Here is a 21,685-nt window from a genome sequence, read left to right on the forward strand (position 1 = left end):
CGTTTATTTTTTCCTTCTGAACCCTTATTAATTGATATACTGAAATTGCTTTCAGAAAAACATGCATTGAACCTCAAAGTCGTTGTCTTCTAACACGCATTAAGGGGGTTATAATGGAAAAGAATAGTGAAGTCATCCAGACCCATCCGCTTGTTGGCTGGGATATCAGCACCGTAGACAGCTACGATGCGCTGATGCTGCGTTTGCACTACCAGACCCCAAATCAGCAAAACCGTGACGAAGCGGAAGTTGGACAGACGCTGTGGCTTACAACAGACGTCGCCCGTCAGTTTATCTCTATTTTAGAAGCAGGCATCGCAAAAATAGAATCTGGCGACTATCAGGAAAATGAGTATAAACGGCATTGACCTTATGCCCCTTTTCACTCAACAGGCACCCTCGCGGTGCCTTATTTATTTCGTTCTTGTATAAGCCCACATAGTTAATTACTCTGCTAACAAAGCGTTAGTAAAGAGAAGCCTATGAAATACGATTTAATCATTATCGGAAGCGGCTCCGTAGGATCTGCCGCCGGTTATTACGCCACGCAGGCGGGTCTGAATGTGCTGATGATTGACGCCCATCTTCCTCCCCACTCTGAAGGAAGCCATCACGGCGATACCCGTCTGATCCGTCACGCTTACGGCGAAGGTGAACGCTATGTACCGCTGGTGCTTCGGGCTCAGACGCTGTGGGATGAGCTGGCCGCCCTCACCGAAGAACGCATTTTTGAGCGCACCGGGGTCGTTAACCTGGGGCCAGCCAGCTCCACCTTTCTGACGACCGTCGAGGAGAGCGCGAAAGCCTACCGCCTGGACGTCGAGCGTCTGGATGCGAACGGCATCATGGCGCGCTGGCCGGAAATTTCTGTCCCTGAAGACTACATTGGGTTGTTTGAAGCCAACTCTGGCGTACTGCACAGCGAAACGGCCATTAAGACCTGGATTGATCTCGCCGCCAAAGCGGGCTGCGCGCAGTTGTTTAACTGTCCGGTCACGGGCATCACCCACCATGCCGGGGGTTCAACCGTCACCACCTCTGAAGGTGAATATAGCGCCACGCGTCTGCTGGTGAGTGCGGGAACGTGGGTGACGAAACTGCTGCCGGACCTGCCCATCCAGCCGGTGCGAAAAGTCTTCTCCTGGTTCCAGTCTGACGGGCGGTACAGCAGTCAGAACAAATTCTCGGCGTTTACAGGCGAGTTACCCAATGGCGACCAGTTCTACGGTTTTCCCTCGGAAAAAGACGCGCTCAAGATTGGCAAACATAACGGCGGGCAGGTAATTTCCTCTGCGGAAGAACGCAAGCCGTACGGCGCTTATCCGCAGGATGGTTCCGAAGCCTTCACGTTCCTGCGTAATATCCTGCCGGGCGTAGGCGGGTTGCTTTACGGCGCAGCGTGCACCTACGACAACACCCCGGATGAAGACTTTATCATCGACACCCTGCCGGGACACGACAACACCCTGCTCATAACCGGGCTCAGCGGCCACGGGTTTAAATTTGCCTCTGTGTTAGGTGAAATCGCCGCCCAGTTTGCTCAGGGGATCGCGCCTTCGTTTGATCTCAAGCCCTTCGCGCTCTCGCGCTTTGACCGATAATACCTCTACAGGCTCCGAATAACCGGGGCCTGTTTAGCGAGAGGGGCATGATGCGCAGACTGGTAAATTACCTTATCAATAACATCCGCGAGCATTTCATGCTCTACATTGTTCTTTGGTCGCTTCTGGCGATCATTGACGTTATCTATATTGTATTCTTCTGAAAGTTCGCGCTGACGTTTATTGACACTCCTTTAAACTTATTTAACTTATATTTTTTAAAAAACGTCCCCTCAAATTTATTGAACGAAGCGATTGAAATACATTGCGGAAACATATTCAAATTCGCTGAAATAAATTAAATAAAATACATTATTCATTTTTTTCAGTTGCATTATTTATTTAACCCGTCCATTTTTATTGCTCAGTCATTTGAGAACGGAAATTCATATGCAATGGCGTAACTCCTCCCGTCGCTACGGAATAATATCCATGTGTTTACACTGGCTATTTGCACTTGCCGTTTATGCCATGTTTGGTCTCGGCCTGTGGATGGTGACATTAAGCTATTATGACGGTTGGTATCATCAGGCCCCCGAATTGCACAAAAGCATTGGGGTTCTGCTGATGATGGGTCTGGTTTTTCGCGTGATCTGGCGACATATCTCTCCGCCCCCTCCAGCGCCCAAAAGCCATGGCCGACTTACCCGCATAAGCGCTGTTGGCGCGCATATCGCACTCTATGCCCTGCTGTTCGCCATTCTGATCAGCGGCTATCTCATTTCCACCGCAGACGGTAAACCGATCAGCGTGTTTGGGCTTTTTGACGTCCCAGCCACGCTGGCTGACGCCGGTTCACAGGCTGACACCGCAGGTGTGGTTCATCTGTGGCTGGCATGGAGCGTGGTGATCCTGTCTGTCCTGCATGGCCTTGCGGCCCTGAAACACCACTTTATTGATAAAGACGATACGCTGAAGCGCATGCTTGGCCGTTCGTCAGTTGACTCTGGAGCATAAAATGAAAAAACGCCTGTTGGGTATCGCATTAGGTTCGCTGTTATTTACCACCGGTTCGGCCCTGGCCGCCGACTATAAAATTGATAAAGAGGGCCAGCATGCCTTCGTCAATTTCCGTATTCAGCATCTGGGTTACAGCTGGTTATATGGCACGTTCAATGATTTCGATGGCACATTTACTTTCGACGAGAAAAATCCTGCTGCCGATAAAGTGAACGTCACCATTAATACCAATAGCGTCGACACTAATCACGCCGAGCGTGATAAACATCTGCGCAGCGCTGAATTCCTGAACGTGGGCAAATTCCCGCAAGCTACTTTCGCGTCGACAGAGGTGAAGAAAGACGGTGATAAGCTCGCTATTACCGGTAATCTGACGCTGAACGGCGTAACAAAACCGGTCACACTGGATGCCAAATTAATTGGACAGGGCGACGATCCGTGGGGCGGAAAACGTGCTGGGTTTGAAGCCGCAGGCAAAATTCATCTGAAAGATTTTAATATCACCACGGATTTAGGCCCGGCATCGCAGGATGTAGAGCTGATTATTTCGGTGGAAGGCGTTCAGCAGAAGTCATAAAACAGGCCCGGCAGGCTTGCAAGCCGCCGGGCAGTGTTTTACTCCGGGTCCGGAATACCCAGTTTGGTATTCAGTCGGCCCCGGGATTTATTAAAGATCTTATTCCCGTTCTCGCGTCCGGCACGGCGACGACGTTGCTCTTCTTCAGGCAACATACTCTCTTCACTGCACAGCTCGCTACAGCAGCCGTTAAACTTCTCGGCACATGCAGGGCACTGAATAAACAGCAGATGACACCCGTCGTTTTTGCAGTTGGTATGCGTATCGCACGGCGTACCGCACTGGTGGCAGTGCGCGATCACGTCCTCTGAAATTCGCTCGCCCATACGCTCATCAAACACAAAGTTTTTACCGATAAAACGCACCGGTAAACCCTGCTCACGGGCGCGGCGGGCATATTCAATGATCCCACCCTCAATGTGCCAGACTTTATTAAACCCGTTGTGCTTCATCCAGGCGCTGGCTTTTTCACAGCGGATCCCCCCGGTGCAGTACATCACGATTTTTTTGTCTTTATGCTCCTGCATCATCTCAACCGCTTTCGGCAGTTGCTCGCGGAAGGTGTCGGCAGGAATTTCCATCGCATTCTCGAAGTGCCCCACTTCATATTCGTAGTGGTTACGCATATCGATGAACACCGCATCCGGATCGTCGAGCATCGCGTTCACTTCAGCGGCCTTGAGGTATTCCCCCACATTAGCAGCATTAAAGCTCGGATCGTCAATGCCATCCGCCACAATACGCTCGCGCACCTTCATGCGCAGCACCCAGAATGATTTACCGTCATCATCCAGCGCAATGTTCAGGCGTAAGCCGTTAAGCGCCGGATCAAACCCGTAAAGGAGGTCGCGGAAGGCGCTAACCTTGCTTTCCGGCACGCTGATCTGCGCGTTAATCCCCTCACGCGCCAGATAGACGCGACCAAACACGTTCAGGGCGGTGAAAGCCTGGTAAAGTGCATCGCGGGTCGCCTGGGGATCGTTGATGGTGAAATACTTATAGAAAGAGATCGTTGTGCGCGGTTCGGTTTCGGCCAACATACGCGCTTTCAACATCTCATTCGAAACGCGGTTGTGTAACACTGGCATGGTGTACAAGTCCTGCAATCGTTGAGAAATAAAAATCGGTCGGCATGATATAGCAAACAAAGACAATTTACATCCACACAATTTACGCTACATTTCAGTCAACCTGATTAATCAGACTTAACATTTGCATATTCTTTCATGTTTCGATGACAGACATTTTGGCTATGCCTTAAAAAATGAGACAATAGCCTTTCAGGACGTTAGAACACAGGACAGACATGACCCAGTTACCGAAATTTACTGCCGCGCTTTTGCATCCCCGCTATTGGTTAACATGGTCAGGCATTGGCTTGTTGTGGCTAATTGTACAGCTGCCTTATCCCGTCATTTTCCGCATGGGTAAAGGACTGGGCCGCATTGCTCAGCAGTTTATGAAGCGTCGCGCCAGGATCGCGTATCGTAACCTTGAGCTTTGCTTTCCTCAGATGAGTGAATCTGAGCGCCACGACATGGTGGTTAAAAACTTCGAATCTGTCGGCATGGGGCTGATGGAGACCGGTATGGCCTGGTTCTGGTCGGATAAGCGCATGGCGCGCTGGACGGAAGTGGCCGGGACCGGCATGGAGCCGGTGCATACTCTTCAGGCCAACCAGACTGGCGTCCTGCTGATTGGCGTTCATTTCCTGACGCTCGAAATTGGCGCGCGCATGTTCGGCATGCAGGCGCCGGGAATTGGGGTTTATCGTCCTAACGATAATCCGGTGATCGATTTGATCCAGACCAACGGACGCATGCGCTCCAATAAAAGCATGATCGACCGCAAAGACCTGAAAGGGATGATCCGCGCCCTGAAATCAGGTGAAGTGGTCTGGTATGCCCCGGATCATGACTATGGCCCGCAATCCAGCGTGTTTGTTCCGTTCTTTGCGGTGGAAGAGGCCGCGACGACCACCGGGACCTGGATGCTGGCGCGAATGTCCAAAGCGGCTATCGTGCCGTTTGTACCGCGCCGTAAACCAGACGGTTCAGGCTATCAGCTCATCATGCTGGAGCCGGAACTCGCGCCGCCGCTGATTGATGCGGAAACCACCGCGCGCTGGATGAACGGCGTTGTCGAGAAATGCATTATGCTCGCGCCGGAGCAGTACATGTGGCTGCATCGCCGCTTTAAAACCCGGCCTCAGGGCGTCCCTTCCCGGTATTAACCTGCATGCGGCCTTCCGGGCCGCATGTTGTTTTAGCTTTAAAAGCTCCCCGTCATTGCGGCAATCATAACCCGGGCGCATAATTAGCAGGCTTACTACCTCACTGGCCATGGTGCCCTGCACCTCATTATGCGGATAGTTATGTCCCCCACAGATGCTCCCATAAACTGGAAACGTAACCTGACGGTTGCGTGGCTGGGTTGTTTTCTTACTGGCGCCGCCTTTAGCCTGGTGATGCCCTTTCTGCCCCTCTACGTTGAACAGCTTGGCGTTACCGGCCATAGTGCCCTGAATATGTGGTCCGGCCTGGTGTTCAGCATTACGTTCCTGTTCTCCGCCATTGCGTCCCCGTTCTGGGGTGGGCTGGCGGATCGCAAAGGCCGCAAAATTATGCTGCTGCGCTCCGCGCTCGGCATGGCGATCATTATGCTGCTGATGGGGGTGGCGCAGAACGTCTGGCAGTTCCTGATATTACGCGCCCTTCTCGGTCTGCTCGGGGGATTTATCCCCAATGCCAACGCCCTGATCGCCACCCAAATTCCGCGCCAGAAAAGCGGCTGGGCGTTGGGCACGCTCTCCACTGGCGGCGTAAGCGGCGCACTGCTGGGTCCGCTGGCGGGCGGGCTGCTGGCCGACCACTACGGACTGCGGCCAGTATTCTTCATTACCGCCAGCGTGCTGTTCCTCTGCTTCCTGGTGACGCTTATCTGTATCCGCGAGAATTTCACGCCCGTGGCCAAAAAAGAGATGCTGCACGCCCGGGATGTGCTGGCCTCGCTGAAAAACCCAAAGCTGGTGCTGAGTCTGTTTGTAACCACCATGATTATCCAGGTGGCCACCGGTTCAATCGCGCCTATACTGGCGCTCTATGTCCGCGATCTGGCGGGAAACGTCAGCAACATCGCCTTTATCAGCGGCCTGATCGCCTCTGTTCCCGGCGTGGCCGCGCTACTGAGCGCGCCGCGGCTCGGCAAGCTTGGAGACCGTATCGGCCCGGAAAAGATCCTGATCTGCGCCTTGATCGTCTCCGTCCTGCTGCTGATCCCCATGGCGATGGTGCAGTCTCCCTGGCAACTCGGCGTCCTGCGCTTCCTGCTGGGGGCTGCGGATGGTGCGCTACTCCCGGCTGTACAGACGCTGCTGGTCTATAACTCCACCAACCAGATAGCCGGTCGTATTTTCAGCTATAACCAGTCGTTTCGCGATCTGGGTAACGTCACCGGACCGCTGGTCGGCGCGGGGATTTCGGCCAGTTTCGGTTTCCGGGCGGTCTTTATCGTGACGGCAGGCGTCGTGCTGTTCAACGCCGTTTATTCGTGGCTCAGCTTATCCCGGGCGCTACGCCCGGCGCGAATAAGACAACATCGTGACGGCTAATTTTCGCATTCATACTTGCAAAATCACATAATCAGCTATTCTTTCCCTGAATACCTTCACGAAAAACAGGGAGACACCAATGACCATGTACGCCACGCTGGAAGAAGCAATTGATGCCGCTCGCGAAGAGTTCCTCGCCGATAATCCCGGCATTGAGGAAGAAGATGCTGACGTGCAACAACTCAATATCCAAAAATACGTCCTACAGGACGGCGATATTATGTGGCAGGCCGAATTCTTTGCTGATGAAGGTGAAGACGGTGAATGTCTGCCGATACTGAGTGGTGAAGGTGCGCAGGCGGTATTTGACGGCGACTATGACGAAATTGAGTTACGTCAGGAGTGGCTGGAAGAAAATACGCTGCACGAATGGGACGAAGGTGAGTTTCAGCTCGAACCGCCGCTGGATACCGAAGAGGGTCAGGCCGCAGCGGACGAATGGGACGAGCGATAAGTTACCGCTACTCGTAGGGGCCGTGGCTGGCATCGATGGGCAGCAGTAGCGTATCGAAAATCAGCGAAAACGGCAGATCGAGCACGGTGAGATAGCGCCATGCGGAATCACGGACATCCCACTGTACGCCGGGGTAGTATTGATTCCCGTGGCCCTGCCCGGGGATGGTGCGGCTGATAATGCTGCCGCAGCCGCTGAGCAGGCATGCCATCATGACGACAATGATTATTTTCATGTCTGACCTCTAAAAAAATACCGGCGATTAAGCCGGTATTTTATTTGGCGGGCAAAGAAGCGTTACTTCGCCTTCAGTGCCAGCGGATTCAGCTTCACGTCCTTGTAGTAGTTCACCCACGAAGAGTATCTCTCCGGAGAGGACCACACGCGGTAGTGAAGCCGTGCCATCGTCACCGGATCGCTCAACAACACCAGACGACGGTCGCGGTTAAGCTTTTCTGGCGTCTCGTTCAGCGCCTGCTCAACGTGGCGATCGCGGGCGATCTCCAGCACCTGGCTGGCGCGGTGACGCGCAGTCGCCATCGCGGTTGCCAGCGCGTTGAATGACGGATTAAACACGGCGTGCATAAAGCCATCATCCAGCGTGCGTTTGCGGTTCTGCTCCAGATAGGTATCGGTATCCACCAGCACCTGCGGCGGAGAATACTCTTCCGGGATCAGGAACAGCTTCCAGCGTTTGGTACGCAGGCCCACCGTGGAGCGGCTGGAGATCACCGACACAAACGGCGACAGGATCAGCGAGAAGACGATTGGCGCCAGCCAGAACAGGAAACGCAGATCCAGCCAGGCCATCCCAACGGCCCACACCAGGCCCAGCAGCAGCTGAGAGCCGTGGCGCATAAAGGCCTCACTCCACGGCGTAGAGTCATCGTCACGCTGCGGTGAATTCCACACCACTTCCCATCCCAGGAACGCGCTCACCACAAACACCGTATGGAACAGCATACGCACCGGCGCCAGCAGGACCGAGAACAGCACTTCCAGCAGCAGTGAAAGGGTCACGCGACAGAAACCACCGTACTCCTTCGAACCTTTACACCAGATCAGAATGATACTGAGCAGCTTAGGCAGGAACAGCAGCACCATGGTCGATGCGAACAGCGCAATCGCCAGCTCCGGACGCCACTGCGGCCACACCGGGAACAGCTGGCGCGGTTGCAGGAAGTACTGCGGCTCCGTCAGAGCATGCACAACCTGCAATGCGGTCGAGAGCGCCAGGAACATAAACCATAGCGGCGCAGACAGATACGACATAACGCCCGTCAGGAACACCGCACGGTGAACAGGGTGCATCCCCTTCACCAGGAACAGGCGGAAGTTCATCAGGTTACCGTGGCACCAGCGGCGGTCGCGTTTAAGCTCATCCAGCAGGTTCGGCGGCAGCTCTTCATACGAGCCCGGCAGATCGTAGGCAATCCAGACGCCCCATCCTGCGCGACGCATCAGCGCGGCTTCCACAAAGTCATGCGACAGAATGGACCCGGCAAACGACCCTTCACCCGGCAGCGGCGCCAGGGCGCAGTGCTCGATGAATGGCTTCACGCGGATAATGGCGTTGTGGCCCCAGTAGTGAGATTCACCCAGCTGCCAGAAGTGCAGACCGGCAGTAAACAGCGGCCCGTAGACGCGGGTCGCAAACTGCTGACAGCGCGCATACAGCGTGTCCATACCGGACGCTTTTGGCGAGGACTGAATAATACCCGCGTTCGGGTTGGCTTCCATCAGACGGACCAGCCCGCTCAGGCAGTCGCCGCTCATCACGGAGTCTGCATCCAGTACCACCATGTAGCTGTACTGGTTACCCCAGCGACGACAGAAGTCATCGATGTTCCCGCTCTTACGCTTAACACGACGACGACGACGACGGTAGAAGATCTGCCCTTCACCCTGCACCTCGGCAATCAGCTCCATCCAGGCTTTTTGCTCTGCCACGCAGATATCCGGGTTGTAGCTGTCGCTCAGGATATAGACGTCGAAATGCGCCGCGTTACCGGTCGCCTTCACGGACTCCCAGGTGGCACGCAGCCCGGCGAATACGCGGTCAACGTCTTCGTTACAGATAGGCATGATCAGCGCGGTACGGTGCTCAGGATTGAGGGGTTCATCCCCGACCGTCGACGCGGAAATGCTGTATTTGTCACGCCCCATCAGCAGTTGCAGGAAGCCCATCAGCGCCGTCCAGAACCCGGCGGAGACCCAACAGAACAGCACGGCGAACAGCAGAAGAATGCCGCTCTGTAAAATATACGGCAGCAGCTGCATGAAGGAGACCCAGATATCCTGGCCAATCATGTCAGCAGGGTTAATTAACGCCCAGCCCTGGTACGGCAGAATGGTTTTCATGTACCAGGTGGCGACAACCGTCTGCGCCAGCGTCAGCAGCAGCAGAATGTAACGACGAATCGTTCCTACGGTACGCCATTTCTGCTCGGACGCCTGCTGTTCTTTGGTCAGACGTGACAGATAGCGCGGCGTCACGTCTCGCCCACGCAGGCGATCCCAGAAGCGGCCCACCGGATTGGTGCGCCACGGATCGGGGAACATGGAGGAACGCGTGGCCTTCGGCATCGCCTGTAGCTGGTCACGCCCTTCGTCATCCTTGATTAACTGCCCTTCTGCCAGCGAGTCTGGCCATGCCTGCTCCAGACGTGCCTTCACTGACCCCAGCGGCGTATCATCATCACGGGAAAAGTGACGATGTTCACCATCCAGCGCGGTGTGAACCGCGCGGATGTCGCTCGCAGGGAGTGCCGCTTTTTCAATGTCCGTCAGCGGCATGGCATCAATATATTCAGATATATTATTCATTGGCAGGTAGCTGATAGCTCCAGGTTTCACTCAGCGGCTTATCGTTACTGACCAGCGCGGCGCGCATTTCAGTGGTCTGTTTCGGATCTTTCACCTTCACGCGCAGGGTCAAACGCCACCCTTTGGTGACCGGATTGTAGCGCACGGCGTTCTCAACGATTTCACCGTTATCGCCAATGCTGGCCTGTGCCGTCACGGCAGTATCCGGCGCCAGTTTTTTCATATCCTGCCCGGTGAAGTCCACGATAAATGCCAGCGTGCCATCCGGCTGACGAATCAGGTTGGACTGCTTCACGTCACCCGTCGAACGACGCGTCTGCATCACGAACGCGTTATCCGGCGCGTGCAGCTTGTCTTCGTCACGGCTGAAAGTGATCGCATACTTGAAGTTCATCTCTTTACCGGCTTCCGGCAGCTGATCCGGTGTCCAGTACGCCACGATGTTATCGTTGGTTTCATCGTTGGTTGGAATTTCAACCAGCTCAACTTTGCCTTTACCCCAGTCGCCTTTCGGCGTCACCCAGGCGCTTGGACGCAGATCGTAGCGGTCATCCAGATCTTCAAAGCGGGAGAACTGACGGCCACGTTGCAGCAGACCAAAGCCCTGCGGGTTTTCCATCGCAAAGCTGCTGACGGCGAGGTGTTTCGGGTTGTTCAGCGGACGCCAGATCCACTCGCCGTTACCCGCATGAATGGAGAGGCCATTGGAATCATGCAGTTCAGGACGGAAGTTGGTCGCCGGAGACGGCTGGTTCGGCCCGAACAGGAACATGCTGGTCAGCGGCGCGACGCCCAGTTTGCCCACTTTATCGCGCAGGTAAACTTTAGACTGTACGTCAACCACCGTGTCACGCCCTGGCATGATCACGAAGCGATAAGCGCCTGTCGCACGAGGGGAGTCCAGCAGCGCATAAATTGTCAGACGTTTGTCAGTTGGTTTTGGACGTTCGATCCAGAACTCGCGAAAACGTGGAAATTCTTCACCTGATGGCAGCGCGGTATCAATTGCCAGACCGCGCGCAGAAAGCCCGTACACCTGCCCCGCGCCAATCACGCGGAAGTAGCTGGCGCCAAGCATGCTGACGATTTCGTCGTTTTTATCTTTGCTGTTAATCGGATAAAGCACCTTGAAGCCTGCGAAGCCGAGGTCTTTCACCGTGTCTTTATCGTGTTGCACATCGCCAAAATTGAAATAATCCGGGCTGTACTTGATTTTGCGTACCGCGGTCGCCGTTACTTCGTTGATGGCAACCGGCGTGTCGAAGTACATACCCTGGTGGTAAAATTCAAGCTTGAACGGGGTTTTAATATTGTTCCAGTACGCTTTATCGTGATTGAACTGGATCTGCTGATAGTCCGCGTATTTCATGTCGCGGAAAACGGAGGGCAGGTTACTTTTTGGCGCTTCGTAGCTCTTGCCCGCCATCGATTTAGCCTGTTTTGCGACATCATCGATGTTAAAGGCCAGTGCAGATGAGGTATACAGTGACAACAGCACTGCTACACCCAACCAACGCATTTTCATCATTTGTGGTTTATGTTTCATAATAAGTAAGCACTTCCCCCTTTGTGTGCTTATATCGATCCGATCCATTTTAATGGAAACTCAGGCAATCCGACAACATTATCACTGCTTTGTTCAGCTCGCTGGCTCATGGATTAAGCAAATGAAAGAACCCGCTTTTCACTTTGCGTGCTTATCCTGGAGACAGGGTGTCGGTCTTGGTGTAGGGTTGGCTCCGAATGTAACCATTATGAGCCTTAGGGATAAGGCGAAAAGTCTGAGAATGCGCAAAGTTATATGAGCACAACCCCTGTACAACGTGAATATTTCCTCGACTCGATCCGCGCATGGCTCATGCTATTGGGGATCCCTTTTCATATTTCACTGATCTATTCCAGCCACACCTGGCACGTGAACAGCCAGATGCCCTCCTGGTGGCTGACGCTGTTTAATGATTTTATCCATGCCTTCCGCATGCAGGTGTTTTTTGTCATTTCCGGTTATTTCTCTTACATGCTCTTCTTGCGCTATCCCCTCAAACGATGGTGGAAAGTGCGCGTGGAGCGCGTGGGCATACCAATGTTGACGGCCATTCCGCTGCTGACGCTGCCGCAGTTCATCATGTTGCAGCATGTTAAAGGCAAGGCGGAAAACTGGCCGAATCTCTCCTTCTATGAGAAATACAACACCCTGGTCTGGGAGCTAATTTCCCACCTCTGGTTCCTGCTGGTACTGGTGGTGCTAACCACGGTGAGTTTGCTGATCTTCAGCCGGCTGCGCCAGCGCGCGAGTAGCGCATCCTCGACCTTCTTCGCCAACATCACCCTGGGCAAGCTGTCGCTGCTGTTTCTTGCGCTGGGGGTAGCGTATGCCGCCGTCAGGCGCACCCTGCTCATTGTCTACCCTCCCATTCTGAGCGATGGGCTGTTTAATTTCGTGGTGATGCAGACCCTGTTCTACATTCCCTTCTTCCTGATCGGGGCGCTGGCATTTATTCATCCCCGGCTTAAAGCGCTGTTTACCACCCCCTCCCCCTGGTGTGCGGTGGGTGCTGCGCTGGCCTTTGCCGCCTATCTTCTCAATCAGCGCTATGGCAGCGGGGACGCGTGGATGTATGAGACAGAGAGCGTGATAACGATGCTGATGGGCCTGTGGATGGTTAACGTGGTGTTCGCCCTTGGCCATCGTCTGCTGAATTTTAAATCCAGCCGCGTTACCTATTTCGTTAATGCTTCGCTGTTTATCTACCTGGTTCACCATCCGCTGACGCTGTTTTTCGGGGCGTACATTACGCCGCATATTGCCTCGAATGCGCTGGGCTTCTTCACCGGCCTGGTCTTTGTGGTTGGCATTGCCATCGTGTTGTATGAAATCCACCTGCGGATCCCGCTTTTGCGTTTCCTGTTCTCAGGCAAACCTCAGGTTAAAGCGGGATAACAAAACGGCGCCTTCAGGGCGCCGTTTTTGCATTTCAGACATCAAAAAGCCTGGCTGCGCGCGGTCAAAATCCGCTGATACAGGTCGGCGGTGTGCTCATCGAAGCAGACAAAAATGACTTTTTCCGGCATGGGTTTGAGGGAAAGGTAGTGATAAACGGTATTCACGGCGATCGTAGCTGCCGCTTCCTTTGGATAACCGTACACCCCGGTGCTAATGGCAGGGAACGCCATGGTCTTATAGCCGTTATCCGCCGCAAGCCGCAGGCAGTTACGATACGCCTGCTCCAGAATCTCAGCCTCCTGGCGGTCGCCACCGTGCCAGACGGGTCCAACGGTATGGATCACCGCTTTGGCCGGGAGATCGCCCGCAAGCGTAATAACAGCATGCCCCGGCGGGCACTCCCCCTGCTGCTGACGCACGGTTTTGCATGCTTCAAGGAGCTGAGGGCCTGCGGCCCGGTGAATGGCACCGTCCACCCCGCCCCCACCCATCAGGGAGGAATTGGCTGCGTTGACGATCACGTCAACGTGCACCGTCGTGATATCGCCATGAATAACGTCGATTTGCGGTCTCATAAACACCCTCTGCAACCCGCCTTTTTCATCAGTGTATCGCAGAGGGAGAAGGAGAAAAACTGCCGCGAAAAAAACGGCGGTTAGCGGTAATCCACCTGAACGACCGCAAGCGTTTTCTGCTCATTCAGGTATTTCATGCTGACAGCGGCCAGAGCTGAATGAGGATGATGGCCCTGGAGCGCTTCGTCATAACTGATGGTATGCGTTTTCATACGGTTATTTTCCGGGCAGGAGATTGCGAACTGCTGATGCCGGGGCGTGACTTCGCACGGGTCAGCGACCACCGCGCCACGAAAATGAATCACCCCACCATTTTCTATAGTTGCTGAATAAGCCGGAGAAAAAAAAGAGGACAGGATCAGTCCCAGACCAGAAATAATACACGCTGCGGATTTGAACATTATTTGTACTCCTCAATGAAATTCGTCCTTGAGGGGTAAAAACGCTCCGTTATGACGTATCATTTTAAGCAACCCGATTGCTGGGTTCTTGATATCAGCATAGCTTACCTGTGCAGCGCCGCCACTTTATTAAATCATTGATTTCATGAATGATTAAAGCGTACTTGCCGGTGCGTTCCACTGCTGTGATAAATGAAGCGATTTTCCATCGGAAACGGTGACGATTATTTTTACCGCATCCCCTGAGCGAATATTTAAACTGATTCGCGTTAAATCAATCGGCTGATTAGCGGGTATAAAAAGAGTATTTTTCTGCCGCGATGTACTTTGTCCCGCCTGCCCCTGTCGGACAGATAACACCTCAACCTGACATTCGCAGGCGTCTGCCAGCGTGACCTGAGGAATAATGGTTGTCATATTTGCCTGCTGTGAGGTGCTGAACGTTATCTGACTGGCAAGCGCGGCAAGGAGAATGAAGGTACTCATGAGATCCTCCCGAAAAAAAACAGGGCGCATGCCCTGTTTTTTGGTACAGAAATGAATCAGTACTGGTGTGCGGTCGCGTTGTTGCCAAAGCCAACCTGGTGGACAGTCACCGTTGAGCCGGACGCTGTCTGGTCTACCGCCGCGCCGTTGCCGCCGCCGAACTGTTTCACGTTGATAACAGAGTCTTTGCTATTCCACTGGTCGATGGTAGCGCTGTTACCAAAGCCTTTTTGCAGCAGATCGATAGAACTGTCATCAGAGCCCTGGCCAACATCTGCGCCGTTACCGCCACCATGCTGGGTAATGGTCAATTCAGAATCTCGGGCGTCCGTCTGCAAAGCAAGCGCGGAGTTACCGCCGCCGTACTGGTAAATGCTCAGGGTTGAGTCAGGGCCGTTATTGCCGCCACCCCAGCCACCACCGTGGCCGCCGCCAAATTGTGGTACCGCACCTGCGAAAGCACTGCCAGAAACTACGATTGCTGCAATAACTGCCACTTTGAAAAGTTTCATGGTAAACCCCCATCGGATTGATTAAGGCGTCACACATCGCTAGCGTTGAATAACGCGAATAGCCATTTGCGACTGTCTCTGTACTACAACTGCTGTTTTCTGCGTACCATACTGCGTTATATTCGCCCTGTTACCCGAGCCTTTCTGGATAATCATGGCGGTGTTGCCAAAAGCACCCTGCTTAATACTCGCATCGTTGCCGTTGCCGGTCTGATCGATATAAGCAAGGTTATACGTCCCTGACTGATCAACATGCGCGCGGTTATTCCCGCCCTCCTGGGAAATAACGGACAGCAATTTAGAACCGCCCTGGCGTACATCAGCATTATTACCTGAGCCCTGTTGACCAATAATGGCTGCCTGATTGTATGAAGCTTTACTTAATTCATTTATCGCAAAATTATATTCAGAACTGGCTAAATCTGAATCACCTGCGATTACAAACCCAGGCGCACCCAGTAATGTAAACATCATAAACAACGTTTTGTTTTTCATGCTGTCACCCTGGACCTGGCTATATAAAAGGTATTCCTGACTCCGTTAACGCGATTCGTTTTGTTAACGCCACGTTACGGAAAAGAGTATGTCTGCCGAAACATGTTTAATATCTCACCCGTGCGCCTTATTTTTATATTCTCCTTCACCTCAAAGTCGTAAATCTCGCCTGAAATGATGCGATACACGCCTGAAGCAGAAACCAAAAATGTCTTCCTGCGCTTGTACAACAGCGAGACAGACTGTCCAACCTGCACCGGCTTCTTCAGACAAAAACGACAATACCCTTTGCCACGTGCGTGACACGAAGCAAGTTTTCTTAAGAAAACATTCTGGCTTAGGGAAGTCTTATGTTTTTAGCAGAGTTCATACTTTTTACCGGCTGGCTTACAATAATACAAAGCCAGATAATTCAATTCATTATAATATAGAGTATGGTTTTTAAAATCTGTGCACGTTTATACGCCTGTACAACTTTCCCCTTACCTTAAAATCTATTAGCCCTGCAAAATACACAACTTAATATCGAATTTTACATTCTGTTACACGATTAACACTTGCTTTAAAGTTTGCAATAGCTAGATTGAAAACAGCAGTACGTTATTTGTTTTTAATTTTACCGCCTCCTTTGGAGGAGGTTTTTTAACTACACACAGCAGTGCCACACCTGTCAGTACTTCTGGTGCCCTTTTCAATAATACGAGGGCAGCTGCCGGGTGTCATAAATAACGTGGGGTTTCATCATGTTTAATGAAGTCCATAGCTTACCCGGTCATACATTATTGTTGATCACAAAACCTTCCTTACAAGCGACAGCGTTATTGCAGCATTTAAAGCAATGCCTGTCCCTTAACGGGAAACTGCATAATATTCAACGTTCTTTTGATGACATCGCTCCTGGCAGCATCATTCTTCTCGATATGATGGAAGCGGATAAAAAACTCATTCATTACTGGCAAGATAATTTAAGCAGGAAAAACAATAATATCCGCGTATTGTTATTAAATACGCCTGATGAGTATCCTTTCCGCGAAATTGAGAGCTGGCCGCATATTAACGGCGTATTTTACGTCACTGAAGAAGAAAACCGTGTCGTGGAAGGTTTGCAGGGCATATTGCGCGGGGAGTGTTATTTCTCGCAAAAACTGGCCAGCTACCTCATTACCCACTCCGGAAATTATCGCTATAACAGTTCAGAATCGGCCCTTCTGACGCACCGTGAGAAAGAGATCCTGAACAAACTGCGTATTGGTGCTTCAAATATTGAAATCGCCCGTTCGTTATTTATCAGCGAAAATACGGTTAAGACGCATCTTTATAATCTTTTCAAAAAGATAGCTGTTAAAAATCGCACGCAGGCGGTGTCGTGGGCAAACGATAACCTCAGGCGTTAATAGCATGAAACGCACCCTAAGTTGGATTGCCGCCGCAGGCATTATGCTTGCTGCCGGAAACCTTCAGGCTGTTGAGGTGGAAGTTCCCGGACTGTTGACCGACCACACCGTCACCTCTGTCGGACACGATTTTTATCGTGCCTTCAGCGATAAGTGGGAAAGCGATTATCCGGGTAACTTAACCATCAACGAACGGCCCAGTGCGCGGTGGGGAAGCTGGATCACAATAACCGCTAATCAGGACGTTATTTACCAGACTTTTTTATTCCCAACGAAAAGAGACTTCGATCAGAACGTCGCTTTCGCGCTGGCACAAACAGAAGAAGCTATTAACCGCCTACAGTTAGACAAAGCCCTTTTGAGCACAGGCGATTTAGCAAAAGATGAGTTCTAGCAACGACACCTATTTCGGAGGCTGTAATGCGTCTCGCACACACAGTGATTTCGTTAATGCTCATTGCGCCGTTGAGCTGGGCCGGAAATATGACATTCCAGTTCCGCAACCCTAATTTTGGCGGCAACCCGAATAACGGAGCCTTTATGCTTAACCAGGCTCAGGCTCAAAACTCCTATAAAGACCCCAGCTATGACGATGATTTCGGTATCGAGACCCCGTCAGCCCTGGATAATTTCACTCAGGCGATCCAGTCGCAAATATTAGGTGGCTTATTAACCAACATTAATACCGGAAAACCCGGCCGGATGGTCACTAACGACTTTATCGTCGATATTGCCAATAAAGACGGGCAGCTTCAGTTAAATGTGACTGATCGAAAAACCGGTAAAACGTCGACCATCCAGGTTTCCGGTTTGCAGACCAGTTCAACTGATTTCTAAACAACCCCGAAATAAGGACAATTATTATGCAGCGCTTTTTTATTTTAGTTGCAGTGTGCTTATTAAGCGGTTGTTTAACTGCCCCGCCAAAAGAAGCCGCTAAACCCACCCTGATGCCCCGTGCCCAGAGCTATCGGGATCTGACGCATCTGCCGGTCCCAACCGGGAAGATATTCGTCTCGGTGTATAATATTCAGGATGAGACGGGTCAGTTCAAACCGTATCCAGCCAGTAACTTCTCGACGGCCGTACCGCAGAGCGCCACCGCGATGCTGGTTACCGCCCTGAAAGATTCTCGCTGGTTTATCCCGCTGGAACGTCAGGGGCTGCAAAACCTGCTTAACGAACGAAAAATCATTCGTGCCGCGCAGGAGAATGGTACCGTTGGCGTCAATAACCGCATGCCGCTACAGTCTCTCACCGCTGCCAATATCATGGTGGAAGGGTCGATTATCGGCTACGAAAGTAACGTGAAATCGGGCGGCGCGGGTGCGCGTTACTTTGGCATCGGGGCCGACACGCAGTATCAGTTGGATCAGATTGCCGTCAACCTGCGCGTGGTTAACGTGAGCACGGGTGAGATATTATCCTCCGTGACCACCAGCAAAACGATTCTCTCTTATGAAGTGCAGGCCGGGGTGTTCCGCTTTATCGATTACCAGCGTCTGCTGGAGGGTGAAATTGGCTATACCTCTAACGAGCCGGTCATGCTGTGTCTGATGTCGGCCATCGAAACCGGCGTGATTTTCCTGATTAATGACGGTATCGATCGCGGCTTGTGGGATCTTCAGAATAAAAGTGACGTGAGTAATGCGGTGCTGGTGAAATACCGTGAGATGTCGGTGCCGCCAGAGTCATAATCGGCGGCGCATAAAAAAGGCGAGATTTCCGTCTCGCCTTTTTTTATTTGCTTACCGCAGGAACGCTCTGGCTCTTCTCGCGCCGGGCCGCAAGCCAGAGGCCGCTGTTCTTCATGGCATAGCCAAACAGTAATCCCAGCATGAGCGAAGGGACCACCAGCTTCCAGTCCCCCTGCCCTGCAAAGGTCGCGCAGGCACCCATGAACGTGCCGGGCACAAAGGACAACAGCAGATGTTTTGCCTGAACGCACATCAGGAAGGCCACAATACCGGTCATGACGTACCCCAGGATTTCCACATGCGGTGCCAGCGCGCTGCCTTTCATTATGACCAGCGCCCAGACCACGCCACTCAGTAACGTGCAGCCTGAAATAAAGAGCCCTTTGAGACCACCCTGCGGGCAGGCGAAATAGGCCGTGCAGCCAAGAAAACCGGCCCAGCTCAACAAGCCGAGAGATACCGCCACCCAACCCCAGAGGCCGGAGAGGATGCCAGTCGTGATTGCAATACAAAGTAATATGTTCATGGTACGCATCTTAGCAGATGCGCACCATAGAAATGAGATCGGAAGCACATTACGTGCAAGTTGAAATGTATCGTTGCAAGATTTTTGTGATTCAAATCACTCTTCGTTCTCTTCTTCCAGCTCGTCCCACATGGCAGCGATGGCGTCACGCGTCAGCGGAGCCAGCGTTCTCCAGAACGGCGAGGTGGCATGGGCTTCAACTTTACCCAGGAAGGTGCCAACCCACGGAAGCAAATACGTTTCGAACAGGGTTTCAATCGCCTCGTTCTCATCATCACCTGCATTATCTTCAATCCAGGAGGCCGCCAGCAGCAGGGTACCGATATGATCGGCAGGCATATCCGTCAGCGGCATGCCCCGTTCTGAAAGAAACGCCCGAACTTCCGCTTCGGTCGCACCTTCCTGCCAGGCAGAACGATACGGCGACACGCGACACTCCTCCCCCACAAACAGCGCGTTGTAATCCGTTGAAATCTGCTGCATATCGCAGCTTTTTTGCAAGCGTTCCAGCAACTCATCCTGTTCCAGCGGCCAGCTCTGCGCCAGTTTACCTTCACGAATCAGGGTAAACAGCGGAACCAGCAGCGGATCCTGCGGCTGGCGGTAATATAAGGTGCCCAGCACGCGGCAAAGGATGGAAAACTCATTCATGTTTTTATTCCGTTATTAATTAAAGATCGGCAAATTCATCAATCGGCGCCATGCCGCGCGACTCAAGGAAGTCGAGCATACGACGCGGCGTGACGTTCAGGATCTGTTCTTCCGGGAAATTCACGTCCCGCAATATTTTCAGGCACTCGCTGAAATCACCCAGCGTGAAGGCCGTATGTGAATCAGAGCCCAGCGCCACCATGCCGCCCGCGTCACGCACGGCCGCCGCCACTTCGCGGCAGTTGGCTTCACTGCCCTTGCGCGAGTGAACAAAGGAGGAGTTGTTAATCTCCAGCGCCACGCGGTGCTTCGCTGCCGCCTGCGCCACGGCCTGAATATCAATTGGGTATTTCGGATTACCCGGGTGGCTGATAATGTGCACATTGCCGCTGGCAATGGTGGCAATCATCGCTGCGGTGTTGGTCTCTTTATCCTGGGGCGCAAAGACCGGCTCGTGGAAGCCGGCGAGGATCAGATCTAACGAGGTCAGCATCGGGCCGGTGCAGTCAATTTCACCGTCGGTATTTTTGATGTTCGCTTCGATGCCGCGCAGTATCCCGATACCGTCCACCAGGCGTGGCCAGATACGCATATTCACAAAATGCCAGTAGTGCGGCGCATCCGCCATGTCCGGACCGTGATCGGTTATCGCAAACAGTTTGATGCCTTTCAGCTTCGCCTGAGCAATATAATCATGGAGGTTACTGTAAGCGTGGGTACTGGCGACGGTGTGCATATGCAGGTCAACGGGATACATCTTTCTCTCCTCTGCGGTTTTTCCCAAGGATAGCAGTTATCAGCGGCGAATATTAGCAAAAACCCGGCGAACGCCGGGTTTCTCTCAGTAGCCTCGCTGTCTGTCGACCTGTCCGGTCACCGCGTTGCCCTTCTCTATTTCGCTGATGGTATGTGAGATGTACGCCACGGCCTCCGCCGGTCGCGTCACGGCCGCAATATGGGGCGTCATCGCCACGCGCGGATGTGCCCAGAGCGGGCTGCCTTTTGGCAGCGGTTCGCGGCTATAGACATCCAGCATTGCGCCTTTCAGTTTACCGCTATCCAGCGCTTTCAGCAGATCGTCTTCCACAACGTGTACCCCGCGCGCCAGGTTCATTAAGTAGCTGTTCTCTGCCAACTGGTTGAGGAGCGTGCCATTGATAATGCCGACCGTTTCCGCCGTATTCGGCAGCAGGTTAATGAGGACGCGTGTCCCTTTCAGGAACGCCGGGAGTTCGTCCGTTCCGGCAAAGCTCTCGACGCCTGGATACTCCTTACGGCTCCGGCTCCAGCAGCGCAGTGGGAAGCCCCACGGGGCGAGCGCTTCGGCGACTTTTGAGCCCAGTACACCCGCGCCGAGGATGCCGATGGTGAAATCTTCACGCTGATAATCCGGGAGCGGTTCCCAGTGGGATTGCTGTTTGAACGCCTGATAATCGTCGAAGCGGCGGAACCAGTGCAGCACCTGGCTCACGGCATATTCCTGCATCTGCTGCCCCATACCGGTATCTTCCAGACGAAACAGGGGAATATCTTCCGGCAGCATTTCAGGGTGTGCCTTCAGCTTACTGAGAATGGAATCCACCCCTGCACCAAGAGCAAACACCGCCTTCAAACGGCGTCCCTGAAGCATTTCGACCGGGGGATGCCAGACCAGCGCGTAGTCGGCATGTTCATTATCGCCCTGTTTCCATTCGCGAACGCGTGCGCCAGGCAGTGCCGCCGTGAGTGCGTTAATCCAGTAAGCCGTATCAAAAGTGGGGTGATAGAAGATAATATCCATAGTCATTGCCTTTTATTGCGCTGTTTTATTTTCATTTTCAACTGGCTTGCCAGCATAACAAATTTATCGCTAAACCGCGTTGCTGATAAAAGAGGCGCATTTCGCACATTTCGGAATCAGGTTGCCTGAAGTTTGTCTAAACACGCTAAATTACTGAAAAAGTCGGTTGACGGCAGTACGGCTTTTCCTTACATTA

At 52.8% G+C, this 21,685-nt stretch carries 26 protein-coding genes; 13 read left to right on the plus strand and 13 right to left on the minus strand.

The window, feature by feature from the left end; all coding sequences use genetic code 11:
• The first annotated feature begins 113 nt into the window (after window positions 1-113).
• The 5 genes from bssS (at window position 114) to RHN82_RS01485 (ending at window position 3,138) form a co-directional block, all read left to right on the plus strand.
• Window positions 114-368 (plus strand): biofilm formation regulator BssS, encoded by a 255-nt coding sequence (gene bssS / locus RHN82_RS01465; protein ID WP_015570838.1) that lies wholly within the window; start codon window positions 114-116, stop codon window positions 366-368.
• A gap of 114 nt (window positions 369-482) precedes the next feature.
• Window positions 483-1,601 (plus strand): N-methyl-L-tryptophan oxidase, encoded by a 1,119-nt coding sequence (gene solA, locus RHN82_RS01470; protein ID WP_047052426.1) that lies wholly within the window; start codon window positions 483-485, stop codon window positions 1,599-1,601.
• 50 nt (window positions 1,602-1,651) lie between these two features.
• Window positions 1,652-1,765: a YceO family protein gene (locus tag RHN82_RS01475; RefSeq protein WP_003858014.1), complete on the plus strand. Its 114-nt coding sequence runs from the start codon at window positions 1,652-1,654 to the stop codon at window positions 1,763-1,765.
• A gap of 226 nt (window positions 1,766-1,991) precedes the next feature.
• Window positions 1,992-2,558, plus strand: a complete 567-nt coding sequence (locus RHN82_RS01480; RefSeq protein ID WP_017384743.1) for a cytochrome b — start codon at window positions 1,992-1,994, stop codon at window positions 2,556-2,558.
• A 1-nt stretch (window position 2,559) separates the two neighbouring features.
• Complete coding sequence (locus RHN82_RS01485) at window positions 2,560-3,138, plus strand: YceI family protein (RefSeq protein ID WP_022650779.1); 579 nt, start codon at window positions 2,560-2,562, stop codon at window positions 3,136-3,138.
• Window positions 3,139-3,176: 38 nt separating this feature from the next.
• Here the strand turns inward: RHN82_RS01485 and RHN82_RS01490 are convergent, their stop codons facing one another.
• Window positions 3,177-4,226, minus strand: coding sequence for a rhodanese-related sulfurtransferase (locus tag RHN82_RS01490; RefSeq protein ID WP_032647970.1), 1,050 nt, complete (start codon window positions 4,224-4,226; stop codon window positions 3,177-3,179).
• A 218-nt stretch (window positions 4,227-4,444) separates the two neighbouring features.
• Here RHN82_RS01490 and RHN82_RS01495 point away from each other — a divergent pair, with 218 nt between their 5' ends.
• The 3 genes from RHN82_RS01495 to RHN82_RS01505 all read left to right on the plus strand — a co-directional run bounded on the left by RHN82_RS01495 (window position 4,445) and on the right by RHN82_RS01505 (window position 7,202).
• Window positions 4,445-5,371 carry a Kdo(2)-lipid IV(A) acyltransferase gene (locus RHN82_RS01495; protein WP_047052425.1) on the plus strand — a complete coding sequence of 309 codons (927 nt, stop codon included), beginning with the start codon at window positions 4,445-4,447 and terminating at the stop codon, window positions 5,369-5,371.
• Between the two features lie 141 nt (window positions 5,372-5,512).
• Window positions 5,513-6,748, plus strand: a complete 1,236-nt coding sequence (gene mdtG, locus RHN82_RS01500; protein WP_047052424.1) for a multidrug efflux MFS transporter MdtG — start codon at window positions 5,513-5,515, stop codon at window positions 6,746-6,748.
• Window positions 6,749-6,827: 79 nt separating this feature from the next.
• The gene (locus tag RHN82_RS01505; RefSeq protein WP_003858026.1) at window positions 6,828-7,202 is read left to right on the plus strand and encodes a MysB family protein; all 375 of its coding nucleotides are present in this window, start codon (window positions 6,828-6,830) and stop codon (window positions 7,200-7,202) included.
• Between the two features lie 7 nt (window positions 7,203-7,209).
• Here RHN82_RS01505 and RHN82_RS01510 read toward each other — a convergent pair whose 3' ends face one another.
• The 3 genes from RHN82_RS01510 to mdoG form a co-directional block, all read right to left on the minus strand.
• Window positions 7,210-7,437 carry a YceK/YidQ family lipoprotein gene (locus tag RHN82_RS01510; protein ID WP_047052423.1) on the minus strand — a complete coding sequence of 76 codons (228 nt, stop codon included), beginning with the start codon at window positions 7,435-7,437 and terminating at the stop codon, window positions 7,210-7,212.
• A gap of 62 nt (window positions 7,438-7,499) precedes the next feature.
• A complete protein-coding gene (gene mdoH / locus RHN82_RS01515) occupies window positions 7,500-10,028 on the minus strand; it encodes a glucans biosynthesis glucosyltransferase MdoH (protein WP_047052422.1) in 2,529 nt (842 codons plus the stop codon).
• A complete protein-coding gene (gene mdoG / locus RHN82_RS01520) occupies window positions 10,021-11,574 on the minus strand; it encodes a glucans biosynthesis protein MdoG (protein ID WP_047052421.1) in 1,554 nt (517 codons plus the stop codon). Before mdoG ends, mdoH begins: the two co-directional genes overlap by 8 nt.
• Before the next feature lie 255 nt (window positions 11,575-11,829).
• Here mdoG and mdoC point away from each other — a divergent pair, with 255 nt between their 5' ends.
• Window positions 11,830-12,969, plus strand: a complete 1,140-nt coding sequence (mdoC, locus tag RHN82_RS01525; RefSeq protein WP_047052420.1) for a glucans biosynthesis protein MdoC — start codon at window positions 11,830-11,832, stop codon at window positions 12,967-12,969.
• A gap of 41 nt (window positions 12,970-13,010) precedes the next feature.
• Here mdoC and ymdB read toward each other — a convergent pair whose 3' ends face one another.
• The 5 genes from ymdB to csgB all read right to left on the minus strand — a co-directional run bounded on the left by ymdB (window position 13,011) and on the right by csgB (window position 15,441).
• Window positions 13,011-13,547 (minus strand): O-acetyl-ADP-ribose deacetylase, encoded by a 537-nt coding sequence (gene ymdB, locus RHN82_RS01530; protein ID WP_047052419.1) that lies wholly within the window; start codon window positions 13,545-13,547, stop codon window positions 13,011-13,013.
• 80 nt (window positions 13,548-13,627) lie between these two features.
• Window positions 13,628-13,948, minus strand: a complete 321-nt coding sequence (locus tag RHN82_RS01535) for a type 1 fimbrial protein (protein WP_047052418.1) — start codon at window positions 13,946-13,948, stop codon at window positions 13,628-13,630.
• Between the two features lie 153 nt (window positions 13,949-14,101).
• A complete protein-coding gene (gene csgC, locus RHN82_RS01540; protein WP_023296298.1) occupies window positions 14,102-14,434 on the minus strand; it encodes a curli assembly chaperone CsgC in 333 nt (110 codons plus the stop codon).
• A gap of 56 nt (window positions 14,435-14,490) precedes the next feature.
• Window positions 14,491-14,946: a curli major subunit CsgA gene (csgA, locus tag RHN82_RS01545; protein ID WP_003858043.1), complete on the minus strand. Its 456-nt coding sequence runs from the start codon at window positions 14,944-14,946 to the stop codon at window positions 14,491-14,493.
• Between the two features lie 39 nt (window positions 14,947-14,985).
• Window positions 14,986-15,441, minus strand: coding sequence for a curli minor subunit CsgB (gene csgB, locus RHN82_RS01550; RefSeq protein ID WP_047052417.1), 456 nt, complete (start codon window positions 15,439-15,441; stop codon window positions 14,986-14,988).
• Window positions 15,442-16,184: 743 nt separating this feature from the next.
• Between csgB and csgD the strand changes: the two genes are divergently transcribed.
• From csgD to csgG, 4 genes are read left to right on the plus strand one after another with little or no spacing between them, the layout of a single operon-like run.
• Entirely contained in the window at window positions 16,185-16,835 is a 651-nt protein-coding gene (gene csgD / locus RHN82_RS01555; RefSeq protein WP_006809293.1) for a biofilm master transcriptional regulator CsgD, read from the plus strand.
• Window positions 16,836-16,839: 4 nt separating this feature from the next.
• Entirely contained in the window at window positions 16,840-17,229 is a 390-nt protein-coding gene (gene csgE / locus RHN82_RS01560; RefSeq protein WP_003858052.1) for a curli production assembly/transport protein CsgE, read from the plus strand.
• A 26-nt stretch (window positions 17,230-17,255) separates the two neighbouring features.
• Window positions 17,256-17,672 (plus strand): curli production assembly/transport protein CsgF, encoded by a 417-nt coding sequence (gene csgF / locus RHN82_RS01565; protein WP_003858054.1) that lies wholly within the window; start codon window positions 17,256-17,258, stop codon window positions 17,670-17,672.
• Window positions 17,673-17,698: 26 nt separating this feature from the next.
• On the plus strand, window positions 17,699-18,532 hold the full coding sequence (gene csgG / locus RHN82_RS01570) for a curli production assembly/transport protein CsgG (RefSeq protein WP_003858055.1): 834 nt from the start codon (window positions 17,699-17,701) through the stop codon (window positions 18,530-18,532).
• 43 nt (window positions 18,533-18,575) lie between these two features.
• On the opposite strand, the gene RHN82_RS01575 is transcribed toward csgG, so the two are convergent.
• The 4 genes from RHN82_RS01575 to ghrA all read right to left on the minus strand — a co-directional run bounded on the left by RHN82_RS01575 (window position 18,576) and on the right by ghrA (window position 21,489).
• Window positions 18,576-19,058: a DUF1097 domain-containing protein gene (locus RHN82_RS01575; RefSeq protein ID WP_072189991.1), complete on the minus strand. Its 483-nt coding sequence runs from the start codon at window positions 19,056-19,058 to the stop codon at window positions 18,576-18,578.
• 96 nt (window positions 19,059-19,154) lie between these two features.
• On the minus strand, window positions 19,155-19,709 hold the full coding sequence (locus RHN82_RS01580) for a molecular chaperone (protein ID WP_003858059.1): 555 nt from the start codon (window positions 19,707-19,709) through the stop codon (window positions 19,155-19,157).
• A gap of 19 nt (window positions 19,710-19,728) precedes the next feature.
• The gene (locus RHN82_RS01585; protein ID WP_003858061.1) at window positions 19,729-20,466 is read right to left on the minus strand and encodes a phosphatase; all 738 of its coding nucleotides are present in this window, start codon (window positions 20,464-20,466) and stop codon (window positions 19,729-19,731) included.
• Window positions 20,467-20,550: 84 nt separating this feature from the next.
• Window positions 20,551-21,489, minus strand: coding sequence for a glyoxylate/hydroxypyruvate reductase GhrA (gene ghrA, locus RHN82_RS01590; RefSeq protein WP_047052415.1), 939 nt, complete (start codon window positions 21,487-21,489; stop codon window positions 20,551-20,553).
• Between the last annotated feature and the right edge of the window lie 196 nt (window positions 21,490-21,685).

Source organism: Enterobacter cloacae complex sp. EB5 (assembly GCF_031432835.1).
Taxonomy (GTDB): Bacteria; Pseudomonadota; Gammaproteobacteria; order Enterobacterales; family Enterobacteriaceae; genus Enterobacter; species Enterobacter hormaechei_C.

Coding starts and splice junctions, on each gene's coding strand:
- bssS (WP_015570838.1), top strand. CDS start 114: ATGGAAAAGAATAGTGAAGTCATCCAGACCCATCCGCTTGTTGGCTGG.
- solA (WP_047052426.1), top strand. CDS start 483: ATGAAATACGATTTAATCATTATCGGAAGCGGCTCCGTAGGATCTGCC.
- RHN82_RS01475 (WP_003858014.1), top strand. CDS start 1,652: ATGCGCAGACTGGTAAATTACCTTATCAATAACATCCGCGAGCATTTC.
- RHN82_RS01480 (WP_017384743.1), top strand. CDS start 1,992: ATGCAATGGCGTAACTCCTCCCGTCGCTACGGAATAATATCCATGTGT.
- RHN82_RS01485 (WP_022650779.1), top strand. CDS start 2,560: ATGAAAAAACGCCTGTTGGGTATCGCATTAGGTTCGCTGTTATTTACC.
- RHN82_RS01490 (WP_032647970.1), bottom strand. CDS start 4,226: ATGCCAGTGTTACACAACCGCGTTTCGAATGAGATGTTGAAAGCGCGT.
- RHN82_RS01495 (WP_047052425.1), top strand. CDS start 4,445: ATGACCCAGTTACCGAAATTTACTGCCGCGCTTTTGCATCCCCGCTAT.
- mdtG (WP_047052424.1), top strand. CDS start 5,513: ATGTCCCCCACAGATGCTCCCATAAACTGGAAACGTAACCTGACGGTT.
- RHN82_RS01505 (WP_003858026.1), top strand. CDS start 6,828: ATGACCATGTACGCCACGCTGGAAGAAGCAATTGATGCCGCTCGCGAA.
- RHN82_RS01510 (WP_047052423.1), bottom strand. CDS start 7,437: ATGAAAATAATCATTGTCGTCATGATGGCATGCCTGCTCAGCGGCTGC.
- mdoH (WP_047052422.1), bottom strand. CDS start 10,028: ATGAATAATATATCTGAATATATTGATGCCATGCCGCTGACGGACATT.
- mdoG (WP_047052421.1), bottom strand. CDS start 11,574: ATGAAACATAAACCACAAATGATGAAAATGCGTTGGTTGGGTGTAGCA.
- mdoC (WP_047052420.1), top strand. CDS start 11,830: ATGAGCACAACCCCTGTACAACGTGAATATTTCCTCGACTCGATCCGC.
- ymdB (WP_047052419.1), bottom strand. CDS start 13,547: ATGAGACCGCAAATCGACGTTATTCATGGCGATATCACGACGGTGCAC.
- RHN82_RS01535 (WP_047052418.1), bottom strand. CDS start 13,948: ATGTTCAAATCCGCAGCGTGTATTATTTCTGGTCTGGGACTGATCCTG.
- csgC (WP_023296298.1), bottom strand. CDS start 14,434: ATGAGTACCTTCATTCTCCTTGCCGCGCTTGCCAGTCAGATAACGTTC.
- csgA (WP_003858043.1), bottom strand. CDS start 14,946: ATGAAACTTTTCAAAGTGGCAGTTATTGCAGCAATCGTAGTTTCTGGC.
- csgB (WP_047052417.1), bottom strand. CDS start 15,441: ATGAAAAACAAAACGTTGTTTATGATGTTTACATTACTGGGTGCGCCT.
- csgD (WP_006809293.1), top strand. CDS start 16,185: ATGTTTAATGAAGTCCATAGCTTACCCGGTCATACATTATTGTTGATC.
- csgE (WP_003858052.1), top strand. CDS start 16,840: ATGAAACGCACCCTAAGTTGGATTGCCGCCGCAGGCATTATGCTTGCT.
- csgF (WP_003858054.1), top strand. CDS start 17,256: ATGCGTCTCGCACACACAGTGATTTCGTTAATGCTCATTGCGCCGTTG.
- csgG (WP_003858055.1), top strand. CDS start 17,699: ATGCAGCGCTTTTTTATTTTAGTTGCAGTGTGCTTATTAAGCGGTTGT.
- RHN82_RS01575 (WP_072189991.1), bottom strand. CDS start 19,058: ATGAACATATTACTTTGTATTGCAATCACGACTGGCATCCTCTCCGGC.
- RHN82_RS01580 (WP_003858059.1), bottom strand. CDS start 19,709: ATGAATGAGTTTTCCATCCTTTGCCGCGTGCTGGGCACCTTATATTAC.
- RHN82_RS01585 (WP_003858061.1), bottom strand. CDS start 20,466: ATGTATCCCGTTGACCTGCATATGCACACCGTCGCCAGTACCCACGCT.
- ghrA (WP_047052415.1), bottom strand. CDS start 21,489: ATGGATATTATCTTCTATCACCCCACTTTTGATACGGCTTACTGGATT.